Source organism: Methylobacterium sp. E-012 (assembly GCF_057836545.1).
Genome location: NZ_JBYQEY010000001.1, coordinates 5,653,156 through 5,670,120 on the forward strand (window position 1 = coordinate 5,653,156; position 16,965 = coordinate 5,670,120).

General features: G+C 70.1%; 11 protein-coding genes. 7 read left to right on the forward strand and 4 right to left on the reverse strand.

What is annotated here, in order from left to right:
- Nucleotides 1–25: 25 nt before the first annotated feature.
- Entirely contained in the window at nt 26–1,708 is a 1,683-nt protein-coding gene (locus AC3IF1_RS27145; RefSeq protein WP_489220106.1) for an MFS transporter, read from the forward strand.
- 596 nt (nt 1,709–2,304) lie between these two features.
- On the opposite strand, the gene AC3IF1_RS27150 is transcribed toward AC3IF1_RS27145, so the two are convergent.
- The 4 genes from AC3IF1_RS27150 to AC3IF1_RS27165 all read right to left on the reverse strand — a co-directional run bounded on the left by AC3IF1_RS27150 (nt 2,305) and on the right by AC3IF1_RS27165 (nt 7,426).
- Nucleotides 2,305–2,535, reverse strand: a complete 231-nt coding sequence (locus tag AC3IF1_RS27150) for a hypothetical protein (protein WP_489220107.1) — start codon at nt 2,533–2,535, stop codon at nt 2,305–2,307.
- Between the two features lie 424 nt (nt 2,536–2,959).
- The gene (purH, locus tag AC3IF1_RS27155; RefSeq protein WP_489220108.1) at nt 2,960–4,558 is read right to left on the reverse strand and encodes a bifunctional phosphoribosylaminoimidazolecarboxamide formyltransferase/IMP cyclohydrolase; all 1,599 of its coding nucleotides are present in this window, start codon (nt 4,556–4,558) and stop codon (nt 2,960–2,962) included.
- A 70-nt stretch (nt 4,559–4,628) separates the two neighbouring features.
- Nucleotides 4,629–6,377: a heparinase II/III family protein gene (locus tag AC3IF1_RS27160; RefSeq protein ID WP_489220109.1), complete on the reverse strand. Its 1,749-nt coding sequence runs from the start codon at nt 6,375–6,377 to the stop codon at nt 4,629–4,631.
- A 161-nt stretch (nt 6,378–6,538) separates the two neighbouring features.
- Nucleotides 6,539–7,426, reverse strand: a complete 888-nt coding sequence (locus AC3IF1_RS27165) for a metal ABC transporter substrate-binding protein (protein WP_489220486.1) — start codon at nt 7,424–7,426, stop codon at nt 6,539–6,541.
- Nucleotides 7,427–7,636: 210 nt separating this feature from the next.
- On the opposite strand from AC3IF1_RS27165, the gene AC3IF1_RS27170 reads away from it, so the two are divergent.
- From AC3IF1_RS27170 to oxc, 6 genes are all read left to right on the forward strand, one after another.
- The gene (locus tag AC3IF1_RS27170) at nt 7,637–8,182 is read left to right on the forward strand and encodes a Spy/CpxP family protein refolding chaperone (protein ID WP_489220110.1); all 546 of its coding nucleotides are present in this window, start codon (nt 7,637–7,639) and stop codon (nt 8,180–8,182) included.
- A 92-nt stretch (nt 8,183–8,274) separates the two neighbouring features.
- A complete protein-coding gene (locus AC3IF1_RS27175) occupies nt 8,275–10,035 on the forward strand; it encodes an ABC transporter ATP-binding protein (protein ID WP_489220111.1) in 1,761 nt (586 codons plus the stop codon).
- Between the two features lie 91 nt (nt 10,036–10,126).
- On the forward strand, nt 10,127–11,215 hold the full coding sequence (locus AC3IF1_RS27180; protein WP_489220112.1) for a branched-chain amino acid aminotransferase: 1,089 nt from the start codon (nt 10,127–10,129) through the stop codon (nt 11,213–11,215).
- A gap of 179 nt (nt 11,216–11,394) precedes the next feature.
- The gene (locus tag AC3IF1_RS27185; protein WP_489220113.1) at nt 11,395–13,200 is read left to right on the forward strand and encodes a DEAD/DEAH box helicase family protein; all 1,806 of its coding nucleotides are present in this window, start codon (nt 11,395–11,397) and stop codon (nt 13,198–13,200) included.
- A 130-nt stretch (nt 13,201–13,330) separates the two neighbouring features.
- Nucleotides 13,331–14,617: an oxalate/formate MFS antiporter gene (gene oxlT / locus AC3IF1_RS27190; RefSeq protein ID WP_489220114.1), complete on the forward strand. Its 1,287-nt coding sequence runs from the start codon at nt 13,331–13,333 to the stop codon at nt 14,615–14,617.
- Nucleotides 14,618–14,866: 249 nt separating this feature from the next.
- Nucleotides 14,867–16,612, forward strand: a complete 1,746-nt coding sequence (gene oxc, locus AC3IF1_RS27195) for an oxalyl-CoA decarboxylase (protein ID WP_489220115.1) — start codon at nt 14,867–14,869, stop codon at nt 16,610–16,612.
- Nucleotides 16,613–16,965: the final 353 nt, after the last annotated feature.

Consider the following 16,965-nt stretch of genomic DNA (forward strand, 5'->3'; position numbering starts at 1 on the left):
GGGTTCGTCCGGGGAGAAACGGGTCATGGCGGGGGCGAGTGTCGTTGCACGGGCGGACGGGGCCGCGCGGCCGATGCGTTCCGCCGAGAAGCGCGTGATCTTCGCGTCTTCGCTCGGCACCGTGTTCGAGTGGTACGATTTCTACCTCTACGGCTCGCTGGCGGCGATCATCGGGGCACAGTTCTTCTCGGCCTATCCGCCGGCGACGCGGGATATCTTCGCGCTGCTGACCTTCGCGTCCGGGTTCATCGTCCGCCCCTTCGGCGCCCTGGTGTTCGGCCGGATCGGTGATCGCGTCGGGCGCAAATTCACGTTCCTGGTCACGATCCTGATCATGGGCCTGTCGACCTTCCTCGTCGGCGTGCTGCCCAACGCCGCCACGATCGGGATCGCAGCGCCGGTCATCCTGATCGTCCTGCGGCTGGCCCAGGGGCTGGCGCTGGGCGGCGAGTATGGCGGCGCGGCGACCTACGTGGCCGAGCACGCGCCCAACGGCCGGCGCGGCTTCTACACGAGCTGGATCCAGACCACCGCGACGCTGGGCCTGTTCCTGTCGCTGCTGGTCATCCTGGCGACCCGGACGTTCGCGGGCGAGGCGGCCTTCGCCGAATGGGGCTGGCGCATCCCGTTCCTGGTCTCGGTCCTGCTGCTCGGCGTCTCGGTCTGGATCCGCCTCCAGCTCTCGGAATCGCCGGCCTTCCAGAAGATGAAGGACGAGGGCAAGACCTCGAAGGCGCCGCTCACCGAGGCCTTCGGGCGGTGGACGAACGCCAAGGTCGCGGTGATCGCCCTGTTCGGCCTCGTCGCCGGCCAGGGCGTCGTCTGGTACACGGGCCAGTTCTACGCGCTGTTCTTCCTGCAATCGATCCTCAAGGTCGACGGCTATACGGCCAATCTCCTGATCGCGTGGTCGCTGCTGCTCGGCACCGGCTTCTTCGTGGTGTTCGGCTGGCTCTCCGACAGGATCGGCCGCAAGGTCATCATCCTGACGGGCTGCGCGGTGGCGGCCGCCACCTTCTTCCCGATCTTCAAGGGCATCACCGCCGCGGCCAACCCGAAGCTCGCGGCGGCGATCGAGACCGTGACGGTCACGGTCACGGCCGATCCGGCCGCCTGCGGGACCCTGTTCAATCCGGTCGGGACCCGGGTGTTCACAGCGCCCTGCGACAGCGCCCGCGATTTCCTGTCGAAGTCGTCTGTGCGCTACGCCACCGTGGCGGGCGCGGCCGGCCAGTCCGCCACGGTTCGGGTCAACGGCACCGAGATCCCCTACCCCCCGGGCGGCGCGGCCGAGGCCAACAGGGCTACCACGGCAGCGCTCCAGGCGGCGGGCTACCCGGAGGCGGGCGATCCCGGGATCGTCAAGATGGCGAACCCGTTCGATGTGTTCCGGTCGCAGGTCGCCCGGGTGATCGGCCTGCTGTTCCTCCTCGTGCTGTTCGTGACGATGGTCTACGGCCCGATCGCCGCCATGCTGGTGGAGCTGTTCGCGACCCGGATCCGCTACACCGCGATGTCGCTGCCCTATCACATCGGCAACGGCTGGTTCGGCGGACTGCTCCCGGCCACCGCCTTCGCCATGGTGGCTCAGACCGGCGACATCTATTTCGGCCTCTGGTACCCGGTCGTCATCGCGGTCGCGACGGTGATCATCGGCGTGCTGTTCGTGCCGGAGACCAGGGATCGCGACATCTTCACGGATGCCTGACACCCTCGGCCCCGGGGACGCCGACGTCGTCCGATCCTGTACGCCCGGGCCGTAGGCGCGGCCCGGGCGTTCGCCCTCGGGGCCTCGGCAGCGCGCCGAAGGCCGACAGGGGGAATCGCGATACGGCATCGCGTTGCGTGCGCCCGCTCCCGAAAGCGCCGCTGACCCCCTGCCCAATATGCGTTTCGTATCACAGTCGGCCGCGACAAATCTCTAATAAAGACTTTTTGTAAATAAATCTTGCAAAATATAAAAGTCTTGAAAGTCCGATTTCCGGTTTTGACTTACCCTGGATTGGCCTGATCACAGACAGCGCGAGAGGCAGGCAAGATGTCGCGCTTGACTATTCCAAGGCATGGCCATCATCGAATTTGCGGAACCATAAACGGTTTCCGGCCGTATATGGCATTCTTCACCAACCGAAGCCCAGGACTCCAGACGTGAACAACGCCTTTGCACAACTGTGCCGCAAGCCTGGCACGAGGCCGCCACTTATCCTTGTATGCTCTTGGTCGGCGGCGACGGTCGTCTTATGGGTGGCGATCGACATCCTCGCGGCACGGCCGGTCTGGTGGTGGTAAGCGCGAAGCGTTGCGTCAGTGATTCTGCTGATAGCCGCTCATGTAGGCGCCGAGCAGGTATCCCGACTGATGCGCGGCGAGATAGCCCACGGTGATCAGCACGTGGAGCAGATCGATCTCATACCGGGTGACGAAGATCGTCAAAGCTGTGAACATGATGACGGACGACGTCATGGCCAAGACGACGACCGTGTAGGACCGGCCGATGAGCCATCCTACCAAGAACAACATTGCCGCGACCAGCATCTCATCACCCAGGCAAGAACCGTTCGAGGAGATGCATCGCGCGATCATCCTGCAAAAATCTCGGGAATGATGACGTGGCGACGGCCTGATATCAAGCCCGGCCGCAACACGGAAAGACGTCTCGGGCAAATCCGATCTTTGATCCTAAAATATTGCAATCGATAATGTCCAGGAAATCGAAATTTAGACCATAATACTCTTGCTTGCGCCATGAGCATTACAGACAATCTCTCGATTGCCCGCGGTCCTGCATCTGATAGCGGCGCTGCTCGACCGATCTCGGGGGATCCTTAACGGCTCCGCCACCACGCCGCGGTCGCCATCGGGCCCCGCCGCGATCACGTCCGACGGGTCCGACGGCCGAGAATACCGGGGCCGTCGAACGCGTCCGGTGCCGTGAAGGGTCGACGGAGGTGGTGCCGCGTCAGTGCCGGAAGTGGCGATGGCCCGTGAAGACCATTGCCAGGCCGGCCTCATCGGCCGCCGCGATCACGTCCGCATCGCGCATCGAGCCGCCGGGCTGGATCACCGCCGTCGCCCCCGCCTCGGCCGCCGCCATCAGACCGTCGGCGAAGGGGAAGAACGCGTCGGACGCGACCACGGACCCGACCGCGAGGCTCTCGGACCGTCCCAGACGCTTGGCACCCTCGGCGGCCTTCCAGGCGGCGATGCGCGAGGAATCGACCCGCGACATCTGGCCGGCGCCGATCCCGACCGTGGCGCCGCCCTTCGCGTACACGATGGCGTTGGACTTCACGTGCTTGGCGACCCGGTAGGCGAACCGGAGATCGGCGAGTTCCGCCGCGCTGGGCGCCCGCCGGGAGACGACCTGAAGCGGCATGTCGTCGACCACGGCCGCGTCCCGGCCCTGGACCAGCAATCCGCCGGATAGGGTCCGGACCGTCTCGCCCGGCGCCCGCGGATCGGGCAGGCCGCCGGCCAGGAGCAGGCGCAGGTTCTTCTTGCCCGCGACGATCGCCGCGGCCTCCGGGGTGGCGTCCGGCGCGATGATCACCTCGGTGAAGATCTCGACGATCCTCTCCGCCGCCGCCGCGTCCAGGGTCCGGTTTAGCGCCACGATGCCGCCGAAGGCGGAGGTCGGGTCGCAGGCGAGCGCCCGCTCGTAGGCTTCGAGCAGGCTCGCGCCCTCGGCGACACCGCATGGGTTGGCGTGCTTGATGATCGCCACCGCGGCCGCGCGCGCAGATTCGAACTCGGCGACGCATTCGTAGGCGGCGTCCGTGTCGTTGAAGTTGTTGTAGGACAGGTCCTTGCCCTGGAGCTGGCGGGCGGTCGCCACGCCGGCGCGGGGCTTGCCTGGGGCCCGGTAGAAGGCCGCCGCCTGGTGCGGATTCTCGCCGTAGCGCAGACCCTGCGCCAGGGCGCCCCCGAAGGCGCGGAACGGCGCCGGCTCGTCCGCGCCGAAGCGGCCGGCCATCCAGTTGGCGATGGCGGCGTCGTAGGCCGCCGTGCGCGCGAAGGCCTTCTGGGCGAGCCGGCGCCGGAGGTCGGCCCCGATCGCGCCGTCGTTCGTCTCCAGGGCGGCGAGCACGCCGGCATAGTCCGAGACATCCGTGACGACGGCCACGTCCGCGTGGTTCTTGGCCGCCGCGCGGATCATCGCCGGCCCGCCGACATCGATGTTCTCGATGCAGTCGGCATCGGGCCTGTCGGCCGCGATCGTCGCCTCGAACGGATAGAGATTCACCACCAGGAGATCGATCGCCCCGATCCCGTGGGCCGCGAGGGCGGCCTGGTGCTCCGGGTTGTCGCGGATCGCCAGCAGGCCGCCATGCACCGCCGGGTGCAGGGTCTTGACCCGGCCGTCCATCATCTCGGGAAAGCCGGTCAGGTCGGCGACTTCCGTCACCGGCAGGCCGGCCTCCCGCAGCGCCCGATGGGTGCCCCCCGTCGAGACCAGCGCGATGCCGCGGGCATGCAGCGCGCGGGCGAAGTCGACGAGGCCGGCCTTGTCGGAGACCGAGAGGAGCGCGCGGGAGACCCGCACCTGATCGTGCGCCATGGTTTCGTGCCGGATGTTCGAGATTTTCGAGCGCGGTAGCATGGAAACGGGGAACCGGGCCAGACACGCGTCAGGCCGGCGCGACCCCTCGCAACGGCGCCGAGGCCCGGCGCTCGAAGCTCCAGCGCACCTCGACATCCTCCGACACGCTGAGATGGAGGACGATCTGGTCGGTGCGGCGGGCGCCGGTGAGGCCCGAGAAATACACGCTCTCCTCCAGGGCGATCTCGACGTTCTCCGCGCGGAACACCCAGATCTCACCGAGGGCCGAGGCCAGTTCGAGTCCCTCCGGCACCCCGCGTACGGCGATGCCGGGGTGGAGATGGAAGCGGATGGCCACGTCGTGTGGGCGTCGGCGCGCCCGGCTTCCCGCCTTGCCCTGGCGCAGGAACGCGTCCCGGCCCTCCAGGAGCGCCGCGGCGGCGAAGAGCTGCCAGCGCCGCTCGTGGACGATTCCGAATTCCGGTCCGAATCCGTTGTGCCGGGCCGCCAGCATGACGCTGTCGGCCTCCTCGGCCTGTTCGGCCGCGACCGCGGTCGGGCCGCTCAGGACCACCGGGCCGCGCCGCCGGATCAGCCAATCGGCCAGCTGGCGCTCGCCCCACCAGCCGTCGCGGGTGAGGAACCGGCACGAGGAGGTGCGAGCCACGGAGGCGGTGGAATGCGCCGCGGTGGACCGGGCCAGGAGGCGCAGGTCCGGCCCGCTCGCCGGCAGGCCGCAATTGACCACGATGCGCTGCGGTCCGCTCGACATCTCGAAGGCGAGGCAGCCGGCGCCGGCATTGATCGAGTACGGGAGCGGCGGGCTCGCGCCGACATCGGCCACGATCACGACCCGGCCGCCCTCCAGGCGCTCGTAGCCCGAATTCGGCGCGTGCATCAGCGGCCGGGCGAGCGCGCCGTCATAGACCAGCAGGGTCGCGAGATGGTCGGCGTCGGTGGCGCCCATGCCGTTGAAATGGCTGAGCGAGGCATCCGGATGGCGCAGCAGTCGCAGCAGCGGCAGCATCCGGTCGATCGCGCGCAGGAGCGCCAGCGGCGGCTCGACGCTCCGGCTCAGGTAGCTCTGGCGCAGGGGCAGCAGGTCGAGGAGCAGCTCCATGGCGAAGCGCGGATCGCGCGAGCGGTGGCCGCCATCGGTCAGGATCTGCCGGTCGAGCTCCCGCGACAGGATCCGGGTCGCCCGGCGCAGGATCGGCTGGATCCCGTCGCAGCACAGGCCGGCGTAGCAGAGCGCCACGGCGGCGTTCAGGCGCCATTGCGGCGGCACCCCCCGCCGCAGGTCGCGCTCGAGCTGCTGGGCGTTGCGGCCGATGGCCTTGAGGAAGTTCTGGTAGAAGGCGTGGTCCGCGCCCTCCAGCACGAGCGGCGACTGGCACAGGAACGAGATCAGCCGCCGCGCCGCCACCGGCGTCTGGCGGGCCAGCGCCGGATCGCCCCGCCCGGCGATGAAGTCGGCCACGAAGGCGCGGGCATTGGCCCGGGCCAGCGCCGTGTCGGCGGCGCGCAGGTGGCGCAGCCAGCCGAAGCCGTAGAGCTCGTCGGCCCATTCCGGCGAGGGCGGCGCGTAATCGAAGGGCGAGCCGCCGCTCGCCGCCAGCGACCGGCCGGCGAAGACGAACAGGCCGGCATAGATGTCGTCCGCGAAGGTCGCGTCGGAGGTGCGCAGGTCCTGGGGCGCGATCACCAGACCCGTGACCCGCATCCGGGCGAGGATGTCGGGGGATGCCGTGAGGCTCGCGCCGGCCGCGCGGATCGCGCGCACGGCCTCGCGCGCGAGGAGCCGATAGAAGCGCCAGCGGTCAGGCCCCCAAGCCACGCGATCTCCGAGCTGCGCGATTCTCACAAGGCCCCACGGCCCTGAGCCCTCGCGGACGAGGATCGGCTGGCACCCGTTGCGTAAGGCTAGAAGAGGCCTCTTAACCGGCGGTTTACGCTATGTCATGTCGGACGCCCCGAAGGCGAACCAACGCCCGGACCTCAGCCGGGCGCCAGGGCCGCCGCGAAGGCCCGCAGGTTCGCGCGCATCAGGTCGAGATAGGTCGGCGCCGGGCCGTCCGGACCGGAGAGCGCGTCGGAATAGACCTTGCCGCCGAGGCGGGCGCCGCTCTCCCGGGCGATCTGCTCCATCTGGCGCGGGTCGCTGATGTTCTCCAGGAACACCGCCGGCACGCGGTCCCGGCGGATCTGCCGGATGATCGCGGCCACGTCCCGGGGGCTCGCCTCGCTGTCGGTGGAGACGCCCTGCGGCGCCACGAAGCGCAGGCCGTAGGCCGCGGCGAAATACCCGAAGGCGTCGTGGGTGGTGATGATCCGGCGGCGCTCCGGCGGGATGCCGGCGATCGTGGCGCGCAGGTCCCGCTCCAGGGCGTCGAGCTTGACGATGTAGGCGGCGGCGGCCTCCCGGTAGGCGGCGGCATGGGCCGGATCGACCGTCGCGAGGCCGTCCCGGATGTTGGCGACATAGATCCGCACGTTGGCGACGTTCTGCCAGGCATGCGGGTCGACGGCATGGTCGCCGTGGCCGCCCTCGCCCTGCGCGTGCTCGTCCCGGGCGGGGATGGGCGTCACCCCCGTGGAGGCGACCACCACCGGCGCCCGGGTGCCGGAGGCCCGGATCAGCCGGTCGAGCCAGCCCTCCAGTCCCAGACCGTTCACGACCACGATGTCAGCCTCGGCGAGCTTGCGCGCGTCGGCCGGGGTCGGGCTGAAGCCGTGGACGTCGGAATCCGGCCCGACCAGGGTGGTCACCGTCACGTGCCCGCCGCCGACCTGCCGGACGAGGTCGCCGAGGATCGAGAAGCTGGCCACCGCCCGGACCGGCCTCCCCTCCGGCACCGCCCGGGCCGGGACGGCGAGGCCGAGGATCGCGAAGCCCACCGCCGCCTGGACCAAGGTCCGGATCGTTCCCGCCGCCCGCCGCACCGCCCCACTCCCTGAACCGTTCCGATCCGGTCTGCCCCTAGTGTAACAGTGTTACATACACAAGCGGGATACACGACCGGGGTCTGATGGGCGGCGTCGGGCGCCGCGGCCAGTTCGGCCTGGCGGCGTCCGGAGCGTGAGACGGAGGTTTCCATGTCCCGACGTTTGAGAGCCGCGATCCTCGTCACCGGGGCCCTCGGCCTGGGCTTGGCGGGCGCGGCCGCCGCCCGCGACCACGGCCCCGAGGGCTTCCGCGGGCATGGGCGCTGGAGCGCCCTCAGCCCCGAGGATCGGGCGGCGTTCACGGATGCCCGCATCGCCGCCCTGCATGCCGGCCTGACGCTCAATCCCGACCAGGAGAAGCTGTGGCCGCCGGTGGAATCGGCGATCCGCGACATGGCCAAGCTGCGCCAGCAGCGCCGCGATGCGATGCGCGACCGGCCGAAATTCCGCGACGACGCCCCGGCGGCCCTCCGGGCGATGGCCGATGCCGCATCGGCCCGCGGCGAGGCCCTGCGCAAGCTCGCCGACGCGTCGCAGCCGCTCTACGCCAGCCTCGATCAGGACCAGAAGCGGCGGGCGATGATCCTCGCCCGGCCGATGGGCCCGATGGGCGGTCACGGCATGCGGGGCGGGTGGCACCACGACCACGACCACGACCACGACGACGAGCACGGACGGGGCGGCGACGGGCGCTGACCGAAGGCCTTGATCCGCGGCGGCTGCGGCGGCACACCGCTGCCGCGGCGCCTCCCGTGTGCGGGCGGCCCTGGTCCGACCCCGTAGGTTTCATGGCGCGCCTTCCCGGCGACACGGCTCCCCTCCTCGTCCGGCTCTGGCGCACGTGGCTGTTTCCGCACCGGGCGACGCTGGCCGTGGTGCTGGTGCTGATCGCGCTGGTGGGCGCCTCGACCGGGCTCTATCCGGCGCTGATCAAGGCCGCCTTCGACGCCTTCGACCGCAAGGACGCGGCCGCGATCGCCTACGGGCCGCTGGTGGTGATCGTGGTCACCGCCCTGCGCGGCTTCGCCCTCTACGGCCAGACGGTGCTGACCAACCGGGTGGTCACGCGGGTCGAGGCCGACATGCAGGCGGCGCTCTACGGCCACCTGATCGAGTCCGATCTCGCCCAGCTCGGCCGCGAGAGCCCGGCGGCGCTGACCCAGCGCTTCACCACGGACTTCGCCTTCATCAAGGAGGCGCTCACCCGCATCTCGACGGTGCTCCTGCGCGACATCGCCATGCTGATCGGCCTCGTGGCGGCGCTGCTCTGGATGGACCCGGTGCTGACGCTGATCGCCGGCGTCACGGTTCCGTTCGTGGCGGGGCCGATCGGGCGGATCGGCCGGAAGCTCCGGCGGGTCTCGACCTCGACCCAGGAGCAGATGGGCGCCACCGCCAGCCTAATCTCCGAGAGCCTGCAGGGCGCGCGCGTCGCCAAGACCTACGCGATGGAGAGCTACCTCAAGGCCCGCGCCGCCGCGGCCCTCGACGAGGTGCGCCGGCTCAAGATGAAGGCCGCCAATGCCCGGGGCCGCCTCGATCCGCTCCTGGAGATCGGCGGCGGCATCGCGGTGGCGGGGGTGCTGGTTCTGGTCGGACAGCGGGTGCTGGCGGGGGAGAAGACGGTCGGCGACTTCACCGGCTACGTGGCGGCCCTGCTGCTGGCGGCCCAGCCGGCCCGGGCGCTGGGCAATCTCAACGCCATCCTGCAGGAGGCAGCCGCTGCGCTCCGGCGCTACTTCGACGTGATGGACGAGGCCGCCTGCATCCGCGAGGCGCCGGGCGCCCCGCCGCTGGCCGTGACCGACGGGGCGATCCGCTTCGAGGCCTTGCAGTTCCGCTACCGGCCCGACGCCCCGGCCCTGGAGGGGATCGACCTCGCAGTGCGGCCCGGGTCGGTGACGGCGCTCGTCGGGCGCTCGGGGTCCGGGAAATCCTCGCTGCTCAACCTCGTCCCGCGGCTCTACGACGTGACCGCCGGCCGCGTGACCATCGACGGCCAGGATGTCCGGGACGTCACCCTGGCCTCCCTGCGCGCGGCGGTGGCGGTGGTCTCGCAGGACGTGGTGCTGTTCGACGACACGATCGCCGCCAATATCGGTTTCGGCCGCCCCGGGGCCGCCCCGGCGGAGATCGAGGCGGCGGCGCGGGCGGCGGCGGCGCACGAGTTCGTCACGGCCCTGCCGGAGGGCTACGCGTTCCGGGTCGGACCCGGCGGCGGACGCCTCTCGGGGGGCGAGCGGCAGCGCGTGGCGCTGGCCCGCGCCTTCCTGAAAGACGCGCCGATCCTACTCCTCGACGAGGCGACCTCGGCCCTCGATTCCGAATCGGAGCGTCTGGTGCAGGAGGCGCTGACCCGGCTGATGCGTGGCCGCACCACCCTGGTGATCGCCCACCGGCTCTCGACGGTGCGCGAGGCCGATCAGATCGCCGTGATGGAGGCCGGCCGCGTGATCGAGACCGGCCGGCACGACGACCTGATCGCGGCCGCGGGCACCTATGCGCGATTGCACCGCCTGCAGCTGTCGGAGCCCGCGACGGCGGCGTGAGCCGCACCCGCGGCGACGCCGTCATGCGCCGGCTCCGTAGATTCGCGCGCCGGAGCGCGCCATAAGAGCCTCAGCCGATGAGGATGAGACCGTGAGCGACCTGACGTTCGACATCAAGAGTCACCCCGCCCCGCGGACCGCCGAGGAGCGGGCCGCGTTGATGGCGAATCCCGGTTTCGGCAAGGTGTTCACCGACCACATGGTCGTGGCGCGCTATGCGGCCGGGCGCGGCTGGTCCGATGTCCGGATCCAGGCGCGCGAGGCGATCCCCCTCGATCCGGCCGCCGCGGTGCTGCACTACGCGCAGGAGATCTTCGAGGGTCTCAAGGCCTACCGGACCGCCGATGGCGGCGCCGCCCTGTTCCGGCCCGAGGCCAACGCCCTGCGCTTCCGCCGCTCGGCCGAGCGCATGGCGATGGCGCCCTTCCCCGAGGACGCCTTCGTGGAGGCGATGCGCCGGCTGGTCGAGATCGACCGCGCCTGGATCCCCGACACCCCCGACGGCAGCCTCTACCTGCGGCCGTTCATGATCGCATCCGAGGCGTTCCTCGGCGTGAAGCCGGCCTCGGAATACCTGTTCGTGACGATCGCCTCGGCGGTGGGCTCGTACTTCAAGGATCCGACCGGCACCGTCACGGTCTGGATCTCCGAGCATTTCACCCGCGCCGCCCCCGGTGGCACCGGGGCGGCCAAGTGCGGCGGCAACTACGCGGCGAGCCTCGCGGCGCAGTCGGAGGCCGCCGCCCAGGGCTGCGAGCAGGTGGTGTTCCTCGACGCGGCCGAGCGCCGCTTCATCGAGGAACTGGGCGGTATGAACGTGTTCTTCGTGTTCGGGGACGGCACCCTGGTCACGCCGCCGCTCTCGGACAGCATCCTGCCCGGCATCACCCGGGATTCGGTGATCACCCTCGCACGGGAAGCCGGGATGACAGTCCGGGAGGAGCCCTACACGATCGACGCGTGGCGCGCCGACGTGCGGGAGGGCCGCCTGACCGAGGCCTTCGCCTGCGGCACCGCCGCGGTGATCACGCCGATCGGCACGGTGAAAGGCCGGGAGGAGAGCTTCACCATCGGGACCGGCAAGGCCGGACCGGTGGCACAGCGGCTGCGGAATCTCCTGGTCGATATCCAGCGGGGCAATTCCAATGATGCCCATGGCTGGTTCCAGAAGATCTTTTAGGGTTTCGCGGCGGTTCGCAGGGGCGTCGGGCGGGGCGGAATGGCGCGCGCCCACGCTCCCTCTGGGGGCTACCGGACGCACACATCGTCGACGAACCAGGGCAGCGGCCGGACACGGGTGCATCTCCGGCGGCGATGCGTGAACATCGTAGCCCGCAGAGGGGCGAGGGAAACGCGCGGATGACCGGAGCGGCGCCCCCCCCTCCGGAACCATCCGCCGGACCGTGGAACCCGGGCGTCCGGTCGGATCTGCCGGCCGCCTTCCTGCCGCTGATCACCGTCTACCGGCCTGAGCACGTCGAGACGCCACTGCGCGATGCCCTGGAGCTCAGCGACCTGTGCGGGCTGCCGGCCCGACAGCTCGTGCGGTTCAGGGCCAGCCGCCTCGTCGTCCACGAGGTCCTGATCCGGGTCATGTCGGACCTGTCCGTGCCGGTGGGGGCGGTCTACGCCGATCTCGGGGTGAACTTCCGGGCGATCGTCGCCACGATCCTGCGCGATGGGATCGAGCCCCGCCTCGGCGCGGTCGAGGCGACCCTGGCGGAGATCCGCGCCGCGGCCGACGCGGTGCTCGGCCGCGCGATCGCCGCGATCCTGGACGACCGCCCAACCCCCGCCCCGCCCGAGCCGGGCTGGCTCGATCGCCTTCTCGGCCGGCGCCCGGTCCCCGCCGCAGCGCCGCGCGAGGACCCCGCGACCCGGGCCCTGCGCCACCTCGAATCCTGGCAGCGGCGGGCCGCGGAGTCTGGCGACGGCCTGGAGATCGCCGCCTGCGAGGCCCTGCGCACCGTGGTGTCGGGTCTCATCGCCCGACAGAACACCCTGATTCGCGATGCATCCCTGCTGCGGAGCCTCGCCGGGACGCTGGTCTCGAACGGCTACGGCAGCCGCCGCATCGGCGAGCAGATCGAACCCTGGATCGCCAGCGTGGTGGAGGCGCGCGGCTACCGCCGGCTGGCGCCGCAGGACCATCCGGTGGTGATGAACGTCAAGGGCGCCTCGGCCTCCGGCAAGAGCACGATCCGGCCCTACCAGCTGGCCCTCGCCAGGCGTCTCGGCATGGCCTGGTCCGACTTCGCGGTGATCACCCCGGACGTCTGGCGCAAGTACCTCCTCGACTACGACAGCCTCGGCGGGGCCCATCGCTACGCCGGCACCCTGACGGGCTACGAGGTCGAGATCATCGACATGAAGCTCGACCGCTACGTCACCCGCAAGGCGGCGGAGGGGCGGATCTCCAATTTGCTGATCGACCGGTTCCGGTTCGACAGCTTCCAGGCCGAGGCCGGCTCGGACGGCGGCGGCCAGCTGCTCACCCGGTTCGGCGACCGGGTCTACATGCAGTTCATGGTCACGCCCCCGGCCGACACCGTGGAGCGCGCCTGGAAGCGGGGCGAGCTGTTCGGCCGCTACAAGGCGGTGGAGGACCTGCTCGCCCACAATGTCGAGGCCTATACCGGCATGCCGCGCCTGTTCTTCAACTGGGCGCTGGCCCGGGACAAGCAGGTGGTCTGCGAGTTCCTCGACAACAGCGTTCCGCTGGGGCAGCGCCCGCGCACCATCGCGTTCTGGGCCGGCGGGATCCTCAACATCCTGGACGTGAAGGGGCTGATCGACATCGACCGGTTCCGCAAGGTCGACATCTTCGCCTGCGGCCCCGATACGGTCTTTGCGGGTGCCGACCTGTCGGCGGCGGCCAACACCGCGTTCCTGCAGGCCTGCCTGAGCCGGATGGCGTCGATCCGCTTCGTCCAGGCCGGGACCGGGCGGGCGATCCTGCGCCTCGACCGCGGCCGGATCGTCGGACTGGACCGTGACGCCCTGGCGGTTTCGGACGCGGGGCCGGACTGGGCGGCGGCCCGTCCATTGCTTGGCATTCCAGCCGACGCCGCGTCGATTCCTCACCTCGACGAGACGCTGGACCCGGCCGACCACCCGACGCTCGGCGCATGGGGGCGGATTACCCAAGCCACGCAACCGGAATAATATCGCCGCCTGACAGTTCGTCCCGACCGTCGCATGCTGGTATATTGCATACCTGATGGGGATGTGCATGATCTGCAACGTACGAGACGGGCCACCGCAAGGCCGCGCCGCCCACGAGAGAGGCTCAGGGATGGAACGCCAGGATTCGCCTGCGGCGAAATGGTGGCAGCTCGCCTTCGGCGTGATCTGCATGGCCATGATCGCCAACCTTCAATACGGTTGGACCTTGTTCGTCGACCCGATCGATCAGCGGTATCACTGGGGCCGCGCGGCGATCCAGCTCGCCTTCACCCTGTTCGTCGCCACCGAGACCTGGCTGGTCCCGGTCGAGGCCTGGTTCGTCGACCGCTACGGCCCGAAGCTCGTGGTCGCCTTCGGCGGCGTGATGATCGCCCTCGCCTGGACGATCGATGCCTATGCCGACAGCTTGTTCCTGCTCTATCTCGGCGCCGTGACCGCCGGCATCGGCGCCGGCTCGGTCTACGGCACCTGCGTGGGCAACGCCCTCAAGTGGTTCCCGCACCGGCGCGGCCTCGCGGCGGGCGCCACCGCGGCGGGCTTCGGCGCGGGCGCCGCCATCACGGTGGTGCCGATCGCCCGGATGATCGCCACGAGCGGCTATCAGGACGCCTTCCTGTATTTCGGCCTCGGCCAGGGAGCGGTGGTTCTCGCCATTGCGTTCCTGCTGCGCAAGCCGGCCACCGCCGCCCCGATCCAGCGCAAGAGCCTGCGGCTGCCGCAGACCAAGGTCGACCGCACACCCCGCGAGGCGGTGCGCACCCCCGTCTTCTGGGTCATGTACGCGATGTTCGTGATGGTCGCCTCCGGTGGCCTGATGGCGGCGGCGCAGATCGCGCCCATCGCCCACGACTTCCAAGTGGCCGGCGTCCCGGTGAGCCTGTTCGGCCTCCAGATGGCGGCGCTGACGCTGGCGATCTCCCTGGACCGGATCTTCGACGGGTTCGGACGGCCGTTCTTCGGTTTCGTGTCCGACCATATCGGCCGTGAGAACACGATGTTCATCGCCTTCTCGACCGCGGCGCTCGCGGTGATCGTGCTCCTGACCTACGGGCACAACCCGATGGTGTTCGTCTTCGCTACGGCGGTGTATTTCGGGGTGTTCGGCGAGATCTACTCGCTGTTCCCCGCGACCTGCGGCGACACGTTCGGCTCCAAATACGCCGCCAGCAATGCCGGCCTGCTCTACACCGCCAAGGGCACCGCGGCGTTCCTCGTCCCCTTCGCCAGCCTGCTCTCGGCGGCCTACGGCTGGTCGGCGGTATTCACGCTGATCATCGTCCTCAACGTCACGGCGGCGGCCCTGGCCATGTTCCTGCTCCGCCCGATGCGGGCCCGCTACCTCGCCGCGGACGACGCCCCCGCGGCGCTCGCCGTTCAGCCGATCCGGGCGGCCTGAGCGCCGCTCTCCGATACGACACAAAGGACGCCGAACAATCACCGATTTCCCATCCACCCCCTCATCCTGAGGTGACGAAGCGAAGCGGAGGCCTCGAAGGAGGCATCCAGGGATCGCTGAGACCTCCGGAGCCCTCCTTCGAGGCCCGCTGACGCGGGCACCTCAGGATGAGGGGGTGGATGGGAGATCACCAATCCGGCCGGCGCCGAGCGCCGACCCAACCGATACGAATTCTCCGGAGACCCTGCGATGACCGCCCTGGCCAAGATCGTCCACACCAACCCCGAGGTGGAGGCCGAGCCGGATCTCACCGACGGCTTCCACCTCGTCATCGACGCGCTCAAGCTCAACGGCATCGAGACGATCTACGGCGTGCCGGGCATCCCGATCACCGATCTCGGCCGCATGGCCCAGGCCGAGGGGATGCGGGTCATCTCGTTCCGGCACGAGCAGCATGCCGGCAACGCGGCGGCGATCGCGGGCTTCCTCACCCGGAAGCCGGGCATCTGCCTCACGGTCTCGGCCCCGGGCTTCCTGAACGGCCTGACGGCCCTCGCCAACGCCACCACCAACTGCTTCCCGATGATCCTGATCTCGGGTTCCTCCGAGCGCGAGATCGTCGACCTGCAGCAGGGCGACTACGAGGAGATGGACCAGCTCGCCATCGCCAAGCCCCTGTGCAAGGCGGCCTTCCGGGTGCTGCACGCGGCCGATATCGGCATCGGCGTGGCGCGCGCCATCCGCGCGGCCTGCTCGGGCCGGCCCGGCGGCGTCTATCTCGACCTGCCGGCCAAGCTGTTCTCCCAGGTGCTGGACGCCGAGGCCGGCCTGAAGTCCCTGGTCAAGGTGATCGATCCGGCCCCGGCGCAGCGCCCCGCCCCCGAGGCGATCGAGCGAGCGCTCGCGGTCCTGAAAGCCGCCCGCCGGCCGCTGATCGTGCTCGGCAAGGGCGCCGCCTACGCGCAGGCCGACGACGCGATCCGGGCGCTGGTGGAGACCAGCGGCATCCCCTACGTGCCGATGAGCATGGCCAAGGGCCTCCTGCCCGACACGCACCCGCTCTCGGCCGGAGCGGCGCGGTCCACGGCGCTGAAGGACTCGGACGTGGTGCTGCTGATCGGCGCCCGGCTGAACTGGCTGCTGTCGCACGGCAAGGGCAAGAGCTGGGGCGAGCCGGGCTCGACCAAGTTCATCCAGATCGACATCGAGCCCCGGGAGATGGATTCGAACGTCGAGATCGTGGCCCCCGTGGTCGGCGACATCGCCTCCTGCGTGCAGGCGCTCCTCGACGGCATGGGCCAGGGCTGGCAGCAGCCCCCGGCCGACTGGATCGCGACGCTCAAGGCCAAGCGCGAGGCGAACATCGCCAAGATGGCCCCGAAGCTCATGAGCAACGCGTCGCCCATGACCTTCCACGCCGCGCTCGGCGCCCTGCGGACCATCGTGAAGGAGCGCCCGGACGCGATCCTGGTCAACGAGGGCGCTAACACCCTCGACCTCGCCCGGGGCATCATCGACATGTACCAGCCGCGCAAGCGGCTCGATGTCGGCACCTGGGGCATCATGGGCATCGGCATGGGCTTCGCCGTCGCGGCGGCTGTCGAGACCGGCAAGCCGGTCCTGTGCGTGGAGGGCGACAGCGCCTTCGGGTTCTCCGGCATGGAGGTCGAGACGATCTGCCGTTACGGGCTGCCGGTCTGCATCGTGGTGTTCAACAACAACGGCATCTACCGCGGCACCGACACCGACCCGACCGGCCGGGATCCCGCCACGACCGTCTTCGTGCCGGATTCCCGCTACGACCGGATGATGGAGGCCTTCGGCGGCACCGGCTACCACGTCACCACGCCGGACGAACTGACCCGGGCGGTGAACGCGGCGATGGATTCGGGCCGGCCGGCTCTCATCAACGCCGTGATCGACCCGGCGGCCGGCAGCGAGAGCGGCAACATCGGCAGCCTCAACCCGCAGAGCGGGATCCAGAAGAAGAAGTGAGGTACGGCCGGTTCGGGAATGCCCCTCCAACGGAGGCGCACGCCCGCCCTCCCTTTTGCGGGCTACGATACTCCACGCATCGCTGGCCGAGACGCTCTCTCCTCCCCCTTGCGGCTACGGGCGACACAGGCTTGAGGTCTCAGCAAGCTTGCCGGTCAGATCGGCGGGGCGCGGGTTCCCTCTCCCGTGCGGGGAGGCGTTGGCGGTGGGGGTGGTCCCGGACGACGCGCGGCGGTGCCTTCTGCACCACCCCCACCCCTGACCCCTCCCCGCAAGGGGGAGGGGAAAAGCGCTCAGTTTTCAAGATGTTGATGTCAGACTGCGAAGCGTGAGTCCGGTAGCTTCTGCGGGGA